Source organism: Blastococcus atacamensis, assembly GCF_002938425.1.
Classification (GTDB): domain Bacteria; phylum Actinomycetota; class Actinomycetes; order Mycobacteriales; family Geodermatophilaceae; genus Blastococcus; species Blastococcus atacamensis.
Genome location: NZ_POQU01000046.1, coordinates 1 through 17,751 on the forward strand (window position 1 = coordinate 1; position 17,751 = coordinate 17,751).

Annotated in this window: 19 protein-coding genes; 7 read left to right on the forward strand and 12 right to left on the reverse strand. The window is 72.7% G+C overall.

Features of this window, described 5'->3' with window-relative positions; all coding sequences use genetic code 11:
- Positions 1–340: 340 nt before the first annotated feature.
- Positions 341–1,405 carry a Glu/Leu/Phe/Val family dehydrogenase gene (locus tag C5508_RS11985; RefSeq protein ID WP_104525180.1) on the forward strand — a complete coding sequence of 355 codons (1,065 nt, stop codon included), beginning with the start codon at positions 341–343 and terminating at the stop codon, positions 1,403–1,405.
- Between the two features lie 174 nt (positions 1,406–1,579).
- The gene (locus C5508_RS11990) at positions 1,580–1,807 is read left to right on the forward strand and encodes a DUF3073 domain-containing protein (RefSeq protein ID WP_104525181.1); all 228 of its coding nucleotides are present in this window, start codon (positions 1,580–1,582) and stop codon (positions 1,805–1,807) included.
- A 118-nt stretch (positions 1,808–1,925) separates the two neighbouring features.
- Here C5508_RS11990 and purM read toward each other — a convergent pair whose 3' ends face one another.
- Together purM and purF are read right to left on the reverse strand one after the other, a co-directional pair.
- Positions 1,926–2,987, reverse strand: a complete 1,062-nt coding sequence (gene purM, locus C5508_RS11995; RefSeq protein ID WP_104525202.1) for a phosphoribosylformylglycinamidine cyclo-ligase — start codon at positions 2,985–2,987, stop codon at positions 1,926–1,928.
- The gene (gene purF, locus C5508_RS12000) at positions 2,984–4,522 is read right to left on the reverse strand and encodes an amidophosphoribosyltransferase (protein ID WP_104525182.1); all 1,539 of its coding nucleotides are present in this window, start codon (positions 4,520–4,522) and stop codon (positions 2,984–2,986) included. The genes purM and purF overlap by 4 nt, the downstream gene beginning before the upstream one ends.
- Before the next feature lie 35 nt (positions 4,523–4,557).
- Here purF and C5508_RS12005 point away from each other — a divergent pair, with 35 nt between their 5' ends.
- Positions 4,558–4,770, forward strand: coding sequence for a hypothetical protein (locus C5508_RS12005; RefSeq protein WP_104525183.1), 213 nt, complete (start codon positions 4,558–4,560; stop codon positions 4,768–4,770).
- Between the two features lie 23 nt (positions 4,771–4,793).
- Here C5508_RS12005 and C5508_RS12010 read toward each other — a convergent pair whose 3' ends face one another.
- On the reverse strand, positions 4,794–5,429 hold the full coding sequence (locus C5508_RS12010) for an MBL fold metallo-hydrolase (protein ID WP_104525184.1): 636 nt from the start codon (positions 5,427–5,429) through the stop codon (positions 4,794–4,796).
- Positions 5,430–5,505: 76 nt separating this feature from the next.
- The gene (locus tag C5508_RS12015; RefSeq protein WP_104525185.1) at positions 5,506–6,597 is read right to left on the reverse strand and encodes an S-(hydroxymethyl)mycothiol dehydrogenase; all 1,092 of its coding nucleotides are present in this window, start codon (positions 6,595–6,597) and stop codon (positions 5,506–5,508) included.
- A 206-nt stretch (positions 6,598–6,803) separates the two neighbouring features.
- Here C5508_RS12015 and C5508_RS12020 point away from each other — a divergent pair, with 206 nt between their 5' ends.
- Both C5508_RS12020 and C5508_RS19945 read left to right on the forward strand, forming a co-directional pair.
- A complete protein-coding gene (locus tag C5508_RS12020; protein ID WP_198598038.1) occupies positions 6,804–8,231 on the forward strand; it encodes an OFA family MFS transporter in 1,428 nt (475 codons plus the stop codon).
- On the forward strand, positions 8,228–8,371 hold the full coding sequence (locus C5508_RS19945) for an MFS transporter small subunit (protein ID WP_198598039.1): 144 nt from the start codon (positions 8,228–8,230) through the stop codon (positions 8,369–8,371). Before C5508_RS12020 ends, C5508_RS19945 begins: the two co-directional genes overlap by 4 nt.
- Positions 8,372–8,464: 93 nt before the next feature.
- Here C5508_RS19945 and C5508_RS12025 read toward each other — a convergent pair whose 3' ends face one another.
- Genes C5508_RS12025 through purS form a run of 4 tightly spaced genes read right to left on the reverse strand, consistent with a single transcriptional unit; the run spans position 8,465 to position 12,135 of the window.
- Positions 8,465–8,845: a sterol carrier family protein gene (locus C5508_RS12025; protein WP_104525187.1), complete on the reverse strand. Its 381-nt coding sequence runs from the start codon at positions 8,843–8,845 to the stop codon at positions 8,465–8,467.
- Entirely contained in the window at positions 8,845–11,214 is a 2,370-nt protein-coding gene (purL, locus tag C5508_RS12030; protein WP_232797084.1) for a phosphoribosylformylglycinamidine synthase subunit PurL, read from the reverse strand. The genes C5508_RS12025 and purL overlap by 1 nt, the downstream gene beginning before the upstream one ends.
- The gene (gene purQ, locus C5508_RS12035) at positions 11,211–11,882 is read right to left on the reverse strand and encodes a phosphoribosylformylglycinamidine synthase subunit PurQ (RefSeq protein ID WP_104525188.1); all 672 of its coding nucleotides are present in this window, start codon (positions 11,880–11,882) and stop codon (positions 11,211–11,213) included. The genes purL and purQ overlap by 4 nt, the downstream gene beginning before the upstream one ends.
- A 13-nt stretch (positions 11,883–11,895) precedes the next feature.
- Positions 11,896–12,135, reverse strand: a complete 240-nt coding sequence (gene purS, locus C5508_RS12040; protein ID WP_104525204.1) for a phosphoribosylformylglycinamidine synthase subunit PurS — start codon at positions 12,133–12,135, stop codon at positions 11,896–11,898.
- Positions 12,136–12,236: 101 nt separating this feature from the next.
- Here purS and C5508_RS12045 point away from each other — a divergent pair, with 101 nt between their 5' ends.
- Entirely contained in the window at positions 12,237–12,356 is a 120-nt protein-coding gene (locus C5508_RS12045) for a hypothetical protein (protein WP_198598040.1), read from the forward strand.
- 15 nt (positions 12,357–12,371) lie between these two features.
- On the opposite strand, the gene C5508_RS12050 is transcribed toward C5508_RS12045, so the two are convergent.
- Positions 12,372–13,235 (reverse strand): phosphoribosylaminoimidazolesuccinocarboxamide synthase, encoded by an 864-nt coding sequence (locus C5508_RS12050; RefSeq protein WP_104525189.1) that lies wholly within the window; start codon positions 13,233–13,235, stop codon positions 12,372–12,374.
- Complete coding sequence (gene purB, locus C5508_RS12055) at positions 13,232–14,539, reverse strand: adenylosuccinate lyase (protein ID WP_104525190.1); 1,308 nt, start codon at positions 14,537–14,539, stop codon at positions 13,232–13,234. The genes C5508_RS12050 and purB overlap by 4 nt, the downstream gene beginning before the upstream one ends.
- A gap of 103 nt (positions 14,540–14,642) precedes the next feature.
- On the opposite strand from purB, the gene C5508_RS12060 reads away from it, so the two are divergent.
- Entirely contained in the window at positions 14,643–16,073 is a 1,431-nt protein-coding gene (locus tag C5508_RS12060; RefSeq protein ID WP_104525191.1) for an AI-2E family transporter, read from the forward strand.
- On the opposite strand, the gene C5508_RS12065 is transcribed toward C5508_RS12060, so the two are convergent.
- Both C5508_RS12065 and purD read right to left on the reverse strand, forming a co-directional pair.
- Complete coding sequence (locus C5508_RS12065) at positions 16,055–16,456, reverse strand: DMP19 family protein (RefSeq protein WP_104525192.1); 402 nt, start codon at positions 16,454–16,456, stop codon at positions 16,055–16,057. The genes C5508_RS12060 and C5508_RS12065 overlap by 19 nt on opposite strands.
- Positions 16,453–17,733 (reverse strand): phosphoribosylamine--glycine ligase, encoded by a 1,281-nt coding sequence (gene purD, locus C5508_RS12070; RefSeq protein WP_104525193.1) that lies wholly within the window; start codon positions 17,731–17,733, stop codon positions 16,453–16,455. The genes C5508_RS12065 and purD overlap by 4 nt, the downstream gene beginning before the upstream one ends.
- Positions 17,734–17,751: the final 18 nt, after the last annotated feature.

Below are 17,751 nucleotides of genomic sequence, written 5' to 3' on the forward strand. Positions count from 1 at the left end.
TCATCTTTGTTTCATTTTGTTTTTCTTTAGTTTTTTTCTTATTCTTAGATCTACGCTTCTCTATGCGATGTACACGATCCTTTTGGTTGGCAGCGACAGATGGGTATAAGGGGCAGGGAGGAGAGCAGCAGAGGTGCGGCCACTGCGAGAGCCAGCAGACGCTTCGGTGCGGGCATGGGGAGGTCCTCCTGTGCTCGCGGGCGCGCCCGCGTGTCCGGCCGTGTTCTCGGTCCGACTCCCGATCATGCTCCACCCGGCGGCGGGAAGCCGGTCAGGAGGGGCCGACGCGGCGCCCTCTCCTCCGACCGGGCGACAGTCGACGGGGTTCTAGGCTGCTTACGTGGACGTCCTCGCATCTGGTCACGAACAGGTCGTTTTCTGCAGCGATGCCGAGTCGGGGCTGCGAGCGATCATCGCGATCCACTCGACGGCGCTCGGCCCGGCGCTCGGTGGCACGCGCTTCTACCCCTACGCCAGCGAGGACGCCGCCGTCGCCGACGCACTGCGGCTCTCCCGCGCCATGTCGTACAAGAACAGCCTCGCCGGGCTCGACCTCGGTGGCGGCAAGGCCGTCATCATCGGCGACCCGCGCACGGACAAGACCGAGGCGCTGCTGCGCGCCTACGGCCGGTTCGTCGAGTCCCTGGGCGGCCGTTACCTCACCGCGTGCGACGTCGGCACCTACAACGCCGACCTCGACGTCGTGGCCCGGGAGACCCGGTACGCGCACGGCCGCTCGGAGGCCTACGGCGGCTGCGGCGACTCCTCGGTCCTCACCGCCTACGGCGTCTTCCAAGGGATGCGGTCCGCCGCGCAGCACTGCTGGGGGTCGCCGTCGCTCGCGGGCCGCACCGTGGCGATCGCCGGCGTCGGCAAGGTCGGGTCCTGGCTCGCGGGGCACCTCGTCGAGGACGGTGCCGACGTCGTGGTCACCGACGTCGATCCCGCGGCCGTGGAACGGCTGCAGACGCGCCACCCGCAGGTGCGCGCGGTCGCGGACAGCGCCGCCCTGGTGCGGACGCCGCACGACGTCTACGCGCCGTGCGCGCTGGGCGGCGCGCTGGACGAGGAGACGGTCGCCGTCCTCCCGGGCCGGATCGTCTGCGGCGGCGCCAACAACCAGCTGGCGAGCCCGGAGATGGCCGAGCGGCTGCGCGGGCGCGGCATCCTCTACGCCCCCGACTTCCTCGTGAACGCCGGCGGCGTGATCCAGGTGGAGGACGAGCGCCACGGTTTCTCGTTCGCCCGGGCCCAGGCCAAGGCCTCGGGCATCTTCGACGTCACCTCCCGGGTGTTCGAGCTCGCCGACGCCGAGGCCGTGTCGCCCGCGGTCGCGGCCGACCGGCTGGCCGAGCAGCGCATGCGCGACGTCGGCCGGCTGGCCACCATCCGCCTGCCCCGATGAGCTCCCCAGGTCGCCCGGACGGGCGACCTGGGAGCGGCTCGGGGAGGGACGTGTGCCCTCCGCCGATCCGTGTCGTAAGGTTGTCCGAGACATAGTCACTCAGTCGGGGTCGCCACGCGGGCCGTCCAGCCGCGGGCTGGGCCGCCGTACTCCGGTAACGAGGGGGTCGAGCCGATGGGGCGCGGCCGAGCGAAGGCCAAGCAGACACGCGTGGCCCGTGAGCTCAAGTACAGCTCACCCAACACCGACCTCACCGCGCTGCAGCGCGAGTTGGCCGGATCGTCGTCGACGTACACAGCGCCTCCCAGCGCCGTGGACGAGGACGACGAAGAAGAGGACGACACGTACGCCGACCGCTGGGCGGACGACGACACCGACGACGACTGGGCCGCCAGCCGCTGACGCGGCTGGTGACCTGACCGGCGTCACTCCACACCGCGACACCGCGGCCCTCGGGGGCAGCGGTGTCGCGGTGTTGTTCGAGCCGTGGAGCGCCCGCCGTCGAACGGGGCGCCCGCCGCTAGCGGTAGGAGCCGGTCAGCTCGGCCGCGGCTGCGGCCTGATCGGTCCGCTCCCCCACGGTTCCCGCGATCCACGCGGGCACGCCGCGGGCGGTGAGCCGTCCCACGACGTCGTCCGCCCGGTCGGGCGAGACAGCGGCGACCATGCCGACGCCGCAGTTGAAGGCGCGCTCGGACTCCGCGCGCGGCACGCCGTGCTCCTCCATCAGCCGGACCGCGGCGGGCAGCGCCCAGGTGCCGCGGTCCAGCACCGCCCGCAGCCCGTCGGGCACCACGCGGGCGGTGTTGCCGGCCAGGCCGCCGCCGGTGATGTGGGCGAAGGCGTGCACGGCGCCCACCCCGAACTCCTCGACCAGGGCGAGGCAGTCGAGGGCGTAGATGCGGGTGGGCTCGAGCAGCTCCTCGCCCAGCGGACGGGTCAGGCCGGCCGGCGTCGCGTGCAGGTCGAGCCCGGCGGCGCTCACCACCCGGCGCACCAGCGAGTAGCCGTTGGAGTGGAATCCCGACGACGCCATGGCCACGACGACGTCGCCGGCCCGCACCCGCTCCGGTCCCAGCACGGCATCGGCCTCGACCACGCCCACGGCGGTGGCGGCCAGGTCGTACTCGTCGGCGTCCATGAGGTCGCCGTGCTCGGCGGTCTCACCGCCGACCAGGGCGGCCCCGGCGAGCGTGCAGCCGGCCGCGATGCCCGTGACGATCGCCGCGATCCGCTCGGGGACCACCCTTCCGCAGGCCACGTAGTCCTGGAGGAACAGCGGCTCGGCGCCGCAGGCCACCAGGTCGTCCACGACCATGGCGACGAGGTCGATGCCCACGGTGTCGTGCCGGTCCAGCATGCGGGCCAACGCGATCTTCGTGCCGACGCCGTCGGTGGAGGAGGCCAGCAGGGGCTTGCGGTACTTCTGCACGTCCAGGGCGAACAGCCCGGCGAAGCCCCCGAGCCCGCCCACGACCTCGGGACGGTTGGTGCGCTCGACAGCGGTCCGCATGAGGGTTACGGCGCGCTCGCCCGCATCGATGTCGACGCCGGAGGCGGCGTAGGTGAACTCGGTGGTCACGGCCGCCTCAGGGCGTCCGAGGCGCCGCCGGGCACGGCCGCGCTGCCGGCCTGCTGACCGGTCCACCCGGTGACCGCCCGCTGCTCGATCCCCTCGAGCACGTGCTTGCCCAGCACCTCGGGCTCGGCGAGCGGGATCGGGTAGTCGCCGGTGAAGCAGGCGGTGCACAGCCGGTTGGCCGGCTGCTCGGTCGCGGCGATGAGGCCCTGCTCGGTGACGTAGCCCAGGGAGTCGGCGTTGATCGAGGCCCGGACGCCGTCGACGTCGAGACCGTTGGCGACCAGCTCCGCCCGGCTGGCGAAGTCGATGCCGTAGAAGCAGGGCCACTTCACCGGCGGCGATGCGATGCGGACGTGCACCTCGAGAGCGCCGGCCTCGCGCAGCATCCGGATCAGCGCCCGCTGGGTGTTGCCCCGGACGATCGAGTCGTCGACGACCACGAGCCGCTTGCCGCGGATGACGTCGCGCAGCGGATTGAGCTTGAGCCGGATGCCCAGCTGCCGGATGGTCTGCGAGGGCTGGATGAAGGTGCGGCCCACGTAGGAGTTCTTGACCAGCCCGAGGCCGTAGGGGATGCCGCTGGCCTCGGCGTAGCCGACGGCGGCCGGGGTCCCGGATTCCGGCACCGGGATGACCAGGTCGGCCTCGACCGGGTGCTCCTTGGCCAGCCGGCGGCCGATCTCGACGCGCGCGGCGTGCACACCCCGGCCGGAGATGGTCGTGTCGGGGCGGGCCAGGTACACGTACTCGAAGACGCAGCCCTTCGGCTCGGCCGGGGCGAAGTGCTGGCTGCGCAAGCCGTTCTCGTCGATCGCGATGAGCTCGCCGGGCTCGACCTCGCGGACCACCGAGGCGCCGACGATGTCCAGCGCCGCGGTCTCGCTGGCGACCACCCAGCCGCGCTCCAGCCGGCCCAGGACCAGCGGGCGCACGCCCTGCGGGTCACGGGCGGCGTAGAGCGTGTCCTCGTCCATGAACGTGAAGCTGAAGGCGCCGCGCAGCTGGGGCAGGACCTCCATGGCCGCCGCCTCGACCGACAGGTCGGGCCGGGCCGCGATCAGCGCGGTGACGAGGTCGGAGTCGTTGGTCGCCACGAAGGCACCGGGCACGCCGGCGTCGGCGGCCTTGCTCGCCAGCTCGGCGGTGTTCACCAGGTTGCCGTTGTGACACAGCGCCAGGCCGGTGCCGGCCTCCGTGGTGCGGAACGTCGGCTGGGCGTTCTCCCACGTCGAGGCGCCGGTCGTGGAGTACCGGGTGTGACCGACGGCGAGGAAGCCGCGCAGCGAGCCCAGCGTGGCCTCGTCGAAGACCTGGCTGACCAGGCCGAGGTCCTTGTAGACCACGACGGAGGTGCCGTCGGACACCGCGATCCCGGCCGCCTCCTGACCGCGGTGCTGGAGGGCGTACAGACCGAAATAGGTCAGCTTCGCGACCTCCTCACCCGGGGCCCAGACACCGAAGACGCCACAGGCGTCCTGAGGTCCGGGGGACTGGGGATCGAGGTCGTGCGTCAGCCGTCCATCACCGCGAGGCACCTCTCGACAGTACCGGCCGCCGGGCCGGCGCCGCGATGGAACGCATCACCCCGGCGGGTGCGAGCGAACCCGGACCGCGGCTGGACACCACGGCGTGGCGCGTCGATCCCGGCCGGGTCCTCCGCGCCTCGTCGTCCTTCTTCGACGACATCGACGCGTTCCCGTCCGGCAGCGCCGAACTCGACTGCGCGCTCGTGATGCGCAAGGTGCCCGTCGACTGGACGGCCCTGCCGGCCGCCGTCGCCTGACCGGAGCCGGTGGGAGGCGTACCTCAGCCTCCGATGCCGCGGAACTCCGCCGCGATGGTGGTGTCGTCGCCGTGGCCGGTGCGCACGACGGTGTCGCCGTGGAGGCTGAACAGCTGGGAGCGGATGGAGTTCAGGATCGTCGGGTGGTCGCTGAACGAGCGGCCGGTCGCGCCGGGGCCGCCGCAGAACAGGGTGTCGCCGGTGAACACGGTGTTCAGGTCCGCGGCGTGCAGGCAGGTGCTGCCCGGCGAGTGGCCCGGGGTGTGCAGGGCGACCAACCCGGTGCCGGCGACGGTGAACCGGGTGCCCGGCTGCAGGTCACGGTCGGGCTGGGCAGCACCGCCCTCCCGCCCACCATCCCCGTGCACCATGTCCCAGAGCATCCGGTCGGCGCTGTTGAACCAGATCGGGGCGCCGGTGGCCTCGCGCAGGGCGGGGGCGGCGGTGATGTGGTCGTTGTGCCCGTGCGTCAGGACGATCGCGGTCACCCTGCGGCCGCCGACCGCCGCCACGATCGGGGCGGCGTCGTGCGGTGCGTCGATGACCAGCACCTCGTCGTCGTCCCCGACCAGCCAGACGTTGTTCTCGACGTCGAAGTCCTCCCCGTCGAGGGAGAAGACGCCGGGGACGACGACCTTGTCGATGCGCGCGCTGCTCATTGCTCGCCTCCGGACTCGTTCCGCTCCTCGGTCGCCGGCGCTCCTTGCGATGCTCGCTCGCCCATCGCGCTCGCGGTCACTTCTCGAACACCACGACGCTGCGCAGCACGTCACCGTGGTGCATCTTGGCGAACGCCTCCTCGACGCCGTCCAGGCCGGTCGTCTCGCTGACGAAGTCCTCCAGCGGGAAGCGGCCCTGCAGGTACAGGTCCACGAGCATCGGGAAGTCTCGGCTGGGCAGGCAGTCGCCGTACCAGGAGGACTTGATCGACCCGCCGCGGCCGAAGATCTCGATCGCCGGCAGGGTGATCTCCATGTCCGGCGTCGGGACGCCGACCATGACCACGCGGCCGGCCAGGTCGCGGGCGTAGAAGGCCTGCTCGAACACCTTCGGGTGGCCGACCGCGTCGATGGCCACGTCGACGCCGAACCCGCCGGTGAGCGCCTTGATGGCCTCGACCGGATCGGTGTCCGTCGAGTTCACCGTGTGGGTGGCACCGAACTGCTTCGCCCACTCCAGCTTCCGGTCGTCGATGTCGACGGCGATGATCGTCGACGCGCCGGCCAGCTTCGCCCCGGCGACGGCGGCGTCACCGACCCCGCCGCAGCCGAACACCGCGACGGTCTCCCCGCGCCGGACCGCGCCGGTGTTGATGGCCGCGCCGACGCCGGCCATGACTCCGCAGCCCAGCAGGCCCGCGGCGGTGGCCGGCGCGGCGGCGTCGACCTTGGTGCACTGACCGGAGTGCACCAGGGTCTTCTCGGCGAAGGCGCCGATGCCCAGGGCCGGGGAGAGCTCGGTGCCGTCGGTGAGCGTCATCTTCTGCGCGGCGTTGTGGGTGTCGAAGCAGTACTGCGGCTCACCCTTGAGGCAGGCCCGGCACTGGCCGCACACCGCGCGCCAGTTGAGGACGACGTAGTCGCCCACCTCGACGTTGGTCACGCCCTCGCCCACGGCGGAGACGACGCCTGCGGCCTCGTGCCCGAGGAGGAAGGGGAAGTCGTCGTTGATGCCGCCCTCCCGGTAGTGCAGGTCGGTGTGGCAGACCCCGCACGCCTGGACGTCGACCACGGCCTCACCCGGACCGGGATCGGGCACCACGATGGTCTCGACGGTGACCGGCTGACCCTTGCCGCGAGCGACCACGCCCCGCACCTCGTATGGCATGCGCCGAGCCTAGAGGGAGCCTGACAGCCGGGGCTCGGTACTACGGTCCAATCACTTCGAGTCACTGCTTGCTCACAATGGCGAGTTGTCGGGGCCAACTTGCACATCAGGCCGTAGCCTGCCATCCGATCGCGACCCATATCACAGGGCGCGTCCCGGTTGCGGCCACCCGGCCCCTCCGGTTCCCGTCCCCGGAGGTTGTCCCCGTGGCAGTACCCAGCTTCCTGGCACGCGAGCGCATCGTCGCTCGCCCAGGCTTCAACCGGTGGCTGATCCCACCGGCGGCTCTCGCCGTCCACCTGTGCATCGGCCAGGCGTACGCGACCAGCGTCTACAAGACCGCGCTCGTCTCCCACTTCGACTCCACGCTCACCGCGATCGGCATCATCTTCTCGATCGCCATCGTGATGCTCGGTCTGTCGGCCGCCGTCTTCGGCACGTGGGTCGACCGCAACGGCCCCCGCGCCGCGATGTTCGCCTCCGCAGTCTTCTGGGTGACCGGCTTCCTCGTCGGTTCCCTCGGCATCTACACCGAGCAGCTGTGGCTGCTCTACCTCGGCTACGGCGTCATCGGCGGCATCGGCCTGGGCATCGGCTACATCTCGCCGGTCTCCACGCTGATCAAGTGGTTCCCCGACCGCCCGGGCCTGGCCACCGGTATGGCCATCATGGGCTTCGGTGGTGGCGCGCTCATCGCCTCCCCGCTCTCGCGTCAGCTCATGAGCTGGTACGACCCGAGCTACGACCCGGCCGTCGCCGGCACCACGCCCAGCGGCAACGCCGTCGCCGGCCTGTTCCTGACGCTGGCCGCGCTCTACGCGGTCTTCATGATGTTCGGCGCGTTCATCGTCCGCGTGCCGGCCGCCGACTGGCGGCCCGACGGCTTCGACCCGGCGTCGGTCAAGTCCAAGCCGATGATCACGACCGAGAACGTCTCGGCCAACAACGCGATCAAGACCCCGCAGTTCTGGCTGCTGTGGACGGTGCTCTTCTGCAACGTCACCGCCGGCATCGGCATCCTCGAGCAGGCCGCGCCGATGATCCAGGACTTCTTCCGCAACGGCGAGACCTCGACGGTCCTCGCCGCCACGGCTGCCGGCTTCGTCGGCCTGCTGTCGCTGTTCAACATGGCCGGCCGCTTCGTGTGGTCGTCCACGTCGGACTTCATCGGGCGCAAGCCGATCTACATGGTCTACCTCGGCGTCGGCATCATCCTGTACGTCATCCTGGCGACCCTCGGCAGCACGGCGACCTGGATCTTCGTGATCACGGCCGCGATCATCATCTCCTTCTACGGCGGTGGCTTCGCGACCGTTCCGGCCTACCTGCGTGACCTCTTCGGCACCTACCAGGTCGGCGCCATCCACGGCCGCCTCCTGACCGCCTGGGCGGCTGCCGGCATCGCCGGCCCGCTGATCGTCAACGGCGTCCTGGACTCGCGCGGCACGCCGGGTCAGCTCGTCGCCGGTGACTACCGGCCCGCGCTGTTCATCATGGTCGGCCTCCTGGCCGTGGGCTTCGTCTGCAACCTGCTGATCAAGCCGGTGGCGAGCAAGTGGCACGAGTCCAGGGAAGCCGTCGAAGACTTCACCCACGAGCACCACACCGAGGAAGAGCGGAGCGCCGTCCGATGAGTTCGTCCGTGTCGCAGAACCAGCAGCCCACGCACACCCCGGTCGGGCTCATCGCCTTCGCCTGGGCGCTCGTCGGCGTCCCGCTGGCCTACGGGCTCTACAACACCGTGAAGGCGGCCAGCGCGCTGTTCGGCGCCTGACTCCTTCCCGCACTCCCACGACGCCCTCGTCCGCACCCGCGGACGGGGGCGTCGTGCCGTTGCGGGGGACTTCCGGTACCGGGAGTCCCCGGGTCAGGAGCGCAGGGGGCTCAGCGGCAGGTGGCGCCCGAGGTCGGCCCGGTTGCCGCTGGCACTGACCTTCCCCTCGGCGACCGCCTCCCCCCACGACAGCGCGCCGGTGGCCAGCCGCAGCCAGGTGGCGGCGTCGGTCTCGACGACGTTCGGCGGGGTTCCCCGGGTGTGCCGCGGGCCGTCCACGAACTGGACGGCGACGTGCGGGGGCACCCGCAGCTCCACCGACCGGCCGGGCACCTGCTGGGCGAGCCAGCGGGCGCTGGTCTTCACCGCCGCGCCGACCACCGCCCGCGGCGGCTGCTCGGCCTCCCCCGCCAGCCAGGCCCGGACCGGGTCGACGGCCGCCCGCAGGTCGTCGGCCGGGATCGGTGAGGGCATCAGGCGGTGGGGACGGCGCCCGTCGGGACGGTGAACGGCGTGCTGTGCTCCGGGCCGCCGAACAGCGCCGGCAGCGTCGCGCTCCAGGCGGCCCGCAGCTCGGCCAGCGGGAGCTCCAGCAGCCCCTCGACCGCCAGCGCCTCCCCACCCGTGGTGCCGAGCTCGGTGACCGGGACGCCGGCCCACGCCGCCGTCGTCTTCACCCCGCCCGGGTCCGACGTCGTGAGGACCACCCGGGCGGTGGACTCGCTGAACAGCGCGGTGAACGCGTCGCCGTCCAGGCGCAGCCGGGCACCGACGCCGTACCGCAGGGCGGACTCGGCCAGCCCCTGAGCCAGCCCGCCGTCGGCGAGGTCGTGGGCCGAGCTGACCAGGCCCTGACCGGCGAGCGCGGTCAGCAGGTTCCTCAGGGCCCGCTCGGCCCCCAGGTCGACCGCGGGCGGCTTCCCGCCGAGGTGGCCGTGCACGACGCTCGCCCAGGCGGATCCGCCGAACTCCGGCCGGGTCTCGCCGAGCAGGAGCACGGTCTCCCCTGTGGTCCGCCAGCCGGTCGGGATGCGCGTGCGGACGTCGTCGTGCACGCCCAGGACGCCGATGACCGGCGTCGGGTTGATGGCGACGTCGCCGGTCTGGTTGTAGAGGCTCACGTTGCCGCCGGTGACCGGGAGGCCCAGCTCGCGACAGCCGTCGGCCAGGCCGCGCACGGCCTCGGCGAACTGCCACATGACCTCGGGGTTCTCCGGGGAGCCGAAGTTCAGGCAGTTGGTGACCGCCAGCGGCTTCGCGCCGGAGACGGCGACGTTGCGGTAGGCCTCGGCGAGGTTGAGCTGCGCGCCGGCGTAGGGGTCCAGGCGGGCGTAGCGGCCGTTGCCGTCCAGGGACAGGGAGATGCCCCGGTTCGACTCCTCGTCGATGCGCACGACCCCGGCATCGTCCGGCTGGGCCAGGACGGTGTTGCCGCGCACGTAACGGTCGTACTGCTCGGTCACCCAAGTCTTGTCCGCGCCGTCCGGGCTGCTGACGACGGCGAGCCAGTGCGCCTGCAGCTCGGCCGGGGTGCCCGGGCGGGGCAGCCGGGCGGCGTCGTCGGCCTGCAGCGCGTCGAGGTCGGCGGGGCGGGCCATCGGGCGCTCGTAGACGGGGCCCTCGTGGGCGACGGTCCGCGGCGGGACGTCGACGATCCGCTCGCCGTGCCAGTCGACGGTGAGCCGGTCGCCGTCGGTGACCTCACCGATGACCGCGGCGCGCACGTCCCACTTGCGGCAGACGGCGAGGAAGGCCTCGACCTTGTCCGGCTCGACGATGGCGCACATGCGCTCCTGCGACTCGCTCATCAGGATCTCGGCAGGCGTCAGCGTGCTGTCGCGCAGCGGAACGGTGTCGAGGTCGACGTGCATGCCCCCCGTGCCGGCGCTGGCCAGCTCGGAGGTGGCGCAGGACAGGCCTGCGCCGCCGAGGTCCTGGATCCCGGTGACGAGGTCCTGGGCGAAGATCTCCAGGCACGCCTCGATCAGCAGCTTCTCGGTGAACGGGTCGCCGACCTGCACGGCCGGACGCTTGGCCGGGCCCTCCGCGTCGAAGGTCTCCGACGCCAGCACGCTCACGCCGCCGATGCCGTCGCCGCCGGTGCGGGCACCGAACAGGATCACCTTGTTGCCGACGCCCTCGGCCTTGGCCAGCCGGACGTCCTCGTGCCTCATGACGCCGACACACAGGGCGTTGACCAGCGGGTTGCCGGCGTAGCAGTCGTCGAAGAGCAGCTCTCCGCCGATGTTGGGCAGGCCGAGGCAGTTGCCGTAGCCGCCGACACCCGCGACGACGCCGGGGAGCACGCGGGCGGTGTCGGGGGCGTCCGCGCGACCGAAACGCAGGCTGTCCATGACCGCGATCGGCCGCGCGCCCATGGTGAGGATGTCGCGCACGATGCCGCCCACGCCCGTGGCCGCGCCCTGGTAGGGCTCCACGTAGCTCGGGTGGTTGTGGCTCTCGACCTTGAAGGTGACCGCGTAGCCGTCGCCGACGTCGACCACACCGGCGTTCTCGCCGATGCCCACCAGCAGCGCCTCGCTGGGCGGCAGGTCGCCGAACTGCCGCAGGTGCACCTTGGAGCTCTTGTAGGAGCAGTGCTCGCTCCACATGACCGAGTACATGGCCAGCTCGGCGGTGGTGGGCCGGCGGCCGAGGATGTCCTTGATCCGGGCGTACTCGTCGGCCTTGAGGCCCAGCTCGGCGAAGGGCTGCTCGTCGGCGGGCGTGCTCGCCGCCAGGTCGACGGTGTCGAGGCGGTTCCGCAGCCGGCCGGGGCCGGTGTCGAGCTCGGAGAGCCCTGCGGTGGCGCTGCCCTGCCCTGCCGTTCCGTCCTCGCTCACGCGCTCACGACCGCCTTCAGGACGCTGGTGAAGAAACCGAGGCCGTCGGTCGACGGGCCGGTGAGCTCCTCGATGGCGTGCTCGGGGTGCGGCATGAGGCCGACCACCCGACCGTTCTCGCTGGCGACGCCGGCGATGTCGCGGCTGGAGCCGTTCGGGTTGCCGTCTGCGTAGCGGAACACCACCCGGCCCTCGCCCTCGAGCCGGTCGAGGTCGGCGTCGGAGCCGACGTAGCGGCCCTCGCCGTTCTTGACCGGGATCAGGATCCGCTGGCCCACGGTGAAATCCGTCGTCCAGGTGGTGTCGGCCCGCTCCACCACGAGCACCTGGTCGCGGTTGCGGAAGTGCAGGTGGCTGTTGCGGGTGAGCGCGCCCGGCAGCAGACCGGCCTCGCAGAGCACCTGGAAGCCGTTGCAGATGCCGAGCACCGGCAGGCCCCGCTTCGCGGCGTCGACGACGTCCTGCATCAGCGGCGAGCGGGCCGCGATGGCGCCGGCGCGCAGGTAGTCGCCGTAGGAGAAGCCGCCGGGGAGGACGACGGCGTCGACGTCCTTGAGGTCGTGGTCGCCGTGCCACAGCACGACGGGCTCACCGCCGGCCAGACGCACCGCGCGGGCGGCGTCGACGTCGTCCAGGGAGCCCGGGAAGGTGATGACACCGATGCGCACGTGCGATACCTCGTCAGTCGGTGGGGAGGTGCAGTTCGACGTCCTCGATGACGGGGTTGGCCAGCAGCGTCTCGGCGATCCGCTTGAGCTCCGCCTCGTCGGGTGTCCCGTCGACCTCGAGCACGAAGTGCTTGCCCTGGCGGACGCTCCGCACGGAGTCGTGGCCGAGGCGGCCCAACGCGCCGAGCACCGCCTGACCCTGGGGGTCGGAGATCTCCGGCTTCAGCACGACGTCGACGACCACCCGGGACACGCCGACGAGGGTACCGGTGCGCCCGGCGGCGACCGGGTGACCCTCATCTCCCCCGTCCACCACACCCGATCCGGCCGCCGCACCGGTTCGCGTGCGCACCGGTGGCGACCGACGAGGTCTGCGGCCTGCGCGGCGGCGGCTGCGCCCAGGGCTTCCAGAGCGGCAGCATCCACTGGTCCCCAGCCACCGGCGCACGCGTCACCTTGGGCGCGATCCGCTGACCGTCCGCTCGGGTGTCAGGTGAAGCGGCGGCCCGTCAGCCGCTCGTACGCCGTCACGTAGCGCTCCCGCGTGGCGGCGACGACGTCGTCGGGCAGCTCCGGCGGCTCGGAGAGGCGGTCCCAGCCCGACGAGGTCAGCCAGTCGCGCACGAACTGCTTGTCGTAGGAGGGCTGCACCGCCCCCGGCGACCACGTGTCGGCCGGCCAGAAGCGGGACGAATCCGGGGTGAGCACCTCGTCGCCGAGCACGAGCCCACCCTCGGGCGAGAGCCCGAACTCGACCTTGGTGTCGGCCAGCACGATGCCGGCGTCGCGGGCGATCTCCGCGCCGCGCCGGTACAGCGCCAGCGTCAGCTCGCGCAGCTGCTCGGCGCGGTCGGCACCGACCAGCGAGACGACCCGCGGGAAGTCGATCGGCTCGTCGTGCTCGCCGATCTCGGCCTTGGTCGACGGCGTGAACACCGGCGCCGGCAGCTGCGAGCCCTCGACCAGCCCCGCCGGCAGGACGACGTCGCGGATGGAGCCGGTGCGCTCGTACTCCTTCGTGCCGCCGCCGGAGAGGTAGCCGCGGGCCACGCACTCCACCGGCAGCATCTCCAGCCGGCGCACCAGCATCGCGCGGCCGGCCACCGACGGCGGCACGTCGGAGGCCGACACCATGTGGTGGGTGGCCCCGAAGGACTCCAGCACCGGCGTCAGCTGCTCGAACCACCAGACCGAGAGCTGGGTGAGCACCTTCCCCTTGTCGGGGATGGGCGTGGGCAGCACCCAGTCGTAGGCCGAGATCCGGTCCGAGGCCACCAGCAGCAGCCGGTCGGGGCCGGCGTCGTAGATCTCCCGCACCTTGCCGCGGGCGACCAGCGGGAGATCGACGCTCATGACAGGGCGGCCAGACGGTCGAACAACGGCCCGAGGTTGGCCACGTACCGCTCCGGCCGGCAGATCTCGTCCAGCCGCGCCTCGTCCAGGCTCACGCCCGACTCCGCCGCCCGGGTGCGGAGCGTCTCCCGGAACGGGACACCTGAGTTCCACGTCTGCATGGCCGCCGACTGGACCAGCGCGTAGGCGTCCTCGCGGGACAGCCCGCCCTCCACCAGCTCCAGCAGCACCGACGACGTGTAGATCAGCCCGCCGGTGGACTCCAGATTGGCGCGCATCCGGTCGGCGTCCACGACCAGGTTCTCGACCAGGCCGGTGGTCAGGTGCAGCAGGTAGTCGGTCGTGATCGCGGCGTCGGGCAGGAACACCCGCTCGGTCGACGAGTGCGAGATGTCGCGCTCGTGCCACAGCGGGATGCCCTCCATCACCGGCACGATCGCCGCCCGCACGACGCGGGCGAGCCCGGCGATGCGCTCCGAGCGGATCGGGTTCTTCTTGTGCGGCATCGCGCTCGAGCCCTTCTGGCCCGACCCAAACGCCTCCGACAGCTCGCGCACCTCGGTGCGCTGGCCGTGCCGGACCTCCAGGGCGATCGCCTCGCAGACGGTGGCGATGATCGCCAGCGTCGAGACCCACTCGCTGATGGAGTCGCGCAGCACGACCTGCGTGGAGGCGTCGGCCGCAGTCAGCCCGAGCGCCTCGGCGACGTGCTGCTCCACCGACGGGTCGATCAGCGAGTACGTGCCGACGGCGCCGGAGATGGCGACGACGCCGACCCGCTCGCGCGCCGCCCGCAGCCGGTCGCGCGACCGCGCCATGGCGAACGCCAGGTCCGCGACCCGGTGCCCCCAGACGTCGGGCTCGGCGTGCACGCCGTGCGTGCGGCCGACCTTGATCGTGTCGCGGTGGGCGAGGCCGTGGTCGCGCAGCGCCGCCACCAGCCGGTCGGCCTTGGCGAGCAGGACGTCGGTGGCGTCGGTGAGCTGGACGGCGAGCGCGGTGTCGAGCAGGTCCGACGACGTCATGCCGTGGTGCACGAACGCGGCGGCGGAGCGGGGCTCGGTGTTGTCGGCCCACGCGGTGAGGAAGGCGATGACGTCGTGCTGCGTCGTCTCCTCGATCTCCGCGACCCGCTCGGCGGTCGGCGGGGGCGCGTTGCGCACGGGCTCGACGACGTCGGCCGGAACGCGCCCGGCGGCGGCGTGCGCCTCCAGCACCAGGGTCTCCACGCGACACCACAGCGCGTACTTGTGGGCGTCGCTCCAGACCCGGCCCATCTCCGGGAGCGTGTAGCGCTCGATCATGCGGGTACCGCCTGCCACTGCTCAGCTCGTCGCACCACGGGGACAGTCTCCCGCAGGGCTAGCGTGATCACGAACGCCCCCCAACGGCCGGTGGAGGAGAGCAATGCTGCGACGCGCCGGCGACCTCGTCGGGCGTGCCCGCGAGCGCATCCGCACCGCTCGGGAGCACGACCCGCACGCGTGGCCCCACCGGGACCACGACGAGCCGGACGACGCCGATTTCGACGACGACGACCTCGACGACGACCCGGTGTCCGAGGACGGCGAGCCGCCGCTGGGCAGCCCGGCGCCCGACGCCCCCGACCTCGACGGGCCCCTCGGCCCCGGCGGCGTCAGCGGCCCACCGGAGGGCGGGCGCCCGCGCCGGCGGGGCGAGCGGAGGCGTCCGCTCATGGGCGAGGGCACGCCCCGGCTGCACGTCGAGGACAACGTGCCCACGGGGCTGCGGACGGCGGCGGCGTGGTCCTGGCGGCTGCTGGTCGTCCTGGCCGGCCTCTACGTCCTGCTGACCGCGATGGCCTACGTCGCGGTCGTCGTCGTCCCGGTGATCGTGGCGCTGCTGCTGGCGGCGCTGCTCCAGCCCGGCGCGGCCGCGATGGTGCGCAACGGCTGGCCGCGGTCCCTCTCCGCGCTGACCATGCTCGTGGTCGGCCTCGGCGTCGTCTCCGGGATCATCACGCTGGTCGTGCAGCAGGTCAGCACCGGCTTCGGCGACCTCGCCGAGCAGGTCAGCGAGGGCCTGGGGCAGGTGCAGACCTTCGTCGTCCGGACCTTCCCGATCACCCGCGGGCAGCTCGAGGACGCGGTCGTGCAGGCGCAGGAGACCCTGGTCGCGAACCAGGAGACGATCGCCTCGGGCGCCCTGACCACCGCCGCCACCGTCGGCGAGGTGTTCACCGGGATCGTCCTGGCGCTGTTCACGCTCTTCTTCCTCCTCAAGGACGGCCGGTCGATCTGGCTGTGGCTGGTCGGCCTCTTCCCCCGCGACTCCCGCGCCTTTCTGGACGAGGCGGCCCGGAGGGCCTGGCGGACGCTGATCTCCTACGTGCGGGCCACCGTCGCCGTCGCGCTCGTCGACGCCATCGGCATCGGCATCGGGCTGGCGGTCCTCTCGGTCCCGCTGGTGATCCCGCTGGCCGCACTGGTCTTCCTCGGCGCCTTCATCCCGATCATCGGGTCGTTCCTGGCCGGTTCGGTCGCGGTGCTGGTCGCCCTCGTCTCCGTCGGGCCGATCAAGGCGCTGATCGCGCTGGCGGTCGTCGTCGCCGTCATGCAGCTGGAGGGCCACGTGCTGCAGCCGCTGCTCCTCGGCCGGGCGGTGCACGTGCACCCGCTGGCCGTGGTGCTCGCCATCGCGGCCGGACTGCTCGTCGGGGGCGTGTTCGGCGCGTTGATCGCCGTTCCGACCGTGGCCTGCGGAAACGTGGCCGGCACCTACCTGAGCCGGCGGAACGAGGGCCCCCGACCGCCCGAGCCGCGCCCGGAGCGGGCGAGGCCCGTCGTGTCGGCGGGCGATCAACCCACCGGGGCGTAGGCCTCCGGGTGTGCGGCCAGGTGGTCCCGGAACGCTGCATCGATCTCCGCGTCCGCGCCTGGCAGCGCCACGCCGTAGCGCCGGTCGGCCTCCACCTCCAACCGCTCGCCGGCGTCGGCGTCGGCGTCGGCGTCGTCCAGGGCATCGGCCTGCCGCGCCACCTCCTCGACGGCGTCGGCTGCCTCGCCGAGGCCGAGGGCGCGGTAGCCGTCGACCGCGCGGGCCAGCTGGTCCGGCTCGAGACCCTCCACGGCGTGCAGCAGTCCACCGTTCATCGCCATCCCGTGGCACAGCAGCACCGCAGCCAGCGCGGCGTCCCCGGGATGGGAGAACGGGGCGAAGGGATCGCAGGCCCGGTTCCAGACCTCGTCGGCGTCGCTCACGAGACGATCCTCCCCTCGACAGCGGCCAGCGCGATGTCGGTGCGCCAGTGCGCGTCGGCCAGCCGCACGCCCGCCACACGCTCGTAGGCCGCCCGACGCGCGGCAGCGAGGTCCACGCCGACCGCGGTCACGGCCAGGACCCGGCCCCCGGCGGAGAGGACCGTGCCGTCGGCCGCCAGCGTCGTCCCGGCGTGCAGGATCCCCTCGCCGTCGGCGCCGGTGACCGGGTCCCCGGTGCGCGGCCGCTCCGGATATCCCGGAGCGGCGACGACGACGGTGACGGCCGCGCCCTCGCGCCACCGCAGCGGCGGGTGCTCGGCCAGCGTGCCGGTGGCGGCCGCGTGCAGCAGGCCGCCCAACGGCGTCTCCAGCAGCGGGAGCACCACCTGCGTCTCCGGATCCCCGAAGCGCGCGTTGAACTCCACCACCCGCACGCCGCGGGAGGTGAGCGCGAGCCCGGCGTAGAGGAGACCGCTGAACGTCTCGCCGCGGCGGGCCATCTCGTCCACGGTCGGCTGCAGCACCGAGGCCAGCACCTCCTCGACCAGTCCGGGCGGCGCCCAGGGCAGCGGCGCGTAGGCACCCATGCCGCCGGTGTTGGGCCCGCCGTCACCGTCGTCGCGCCGCTTGTGGTCCTGGGCGGGCACGAGCGGCAGCACCGTCGTCCCGTCGGTGACGGCGAACAGCGAGACCTCCGGCCCGTCGAGGTACTCCTCGACGAGGACCGATCCCCCGGCCTCCAGCACGCTCCGTCCGTGCGCGGCGGCGACCTCCCGGTCGGGGCTGACGACGACGCCCTTGCCGGCCGCCAGCCCGTCGTCCTTCACCACGTAGGGGGCGCCCCCGGTGAGGGCGGCGACCTCGTCCAGCGCGGTCTCCAGCTCGGCCGGACCGCCGACGGCCCACGCCTGGGCCGTCGGTACGCCCGCGGCGGACATGACGTGCTTGGCGAAGGACTTGCTGGCCTCGAGCTGGGCGGCCTGGGCCGAGGGGCCGAAGCAGGCGATGCCCGCCTCGCGCACGGCGTCGGCGACCCCGGCGACCAACGGCACCTCGGGGCCGACGACGACGAGGTCGGCGCGCCACTCCCCGGCCAGGCCGGCGACGGCGACGGGGTCGGCGGGAGCCAGCACCTCCCCACCGGCGGGAGGCGGCGCCAGGGCGCGCGTCCCGGCGTTCCCGGGGGCGCAGGCGAGCGCGCTCACCCCGGGGTCGGACTGCAGAGCCACGCACAGGGCGTGCTCCCGGGCACCGGAGCCGATCACCAGCACGCGCACGACCGGCGACCCTACCGA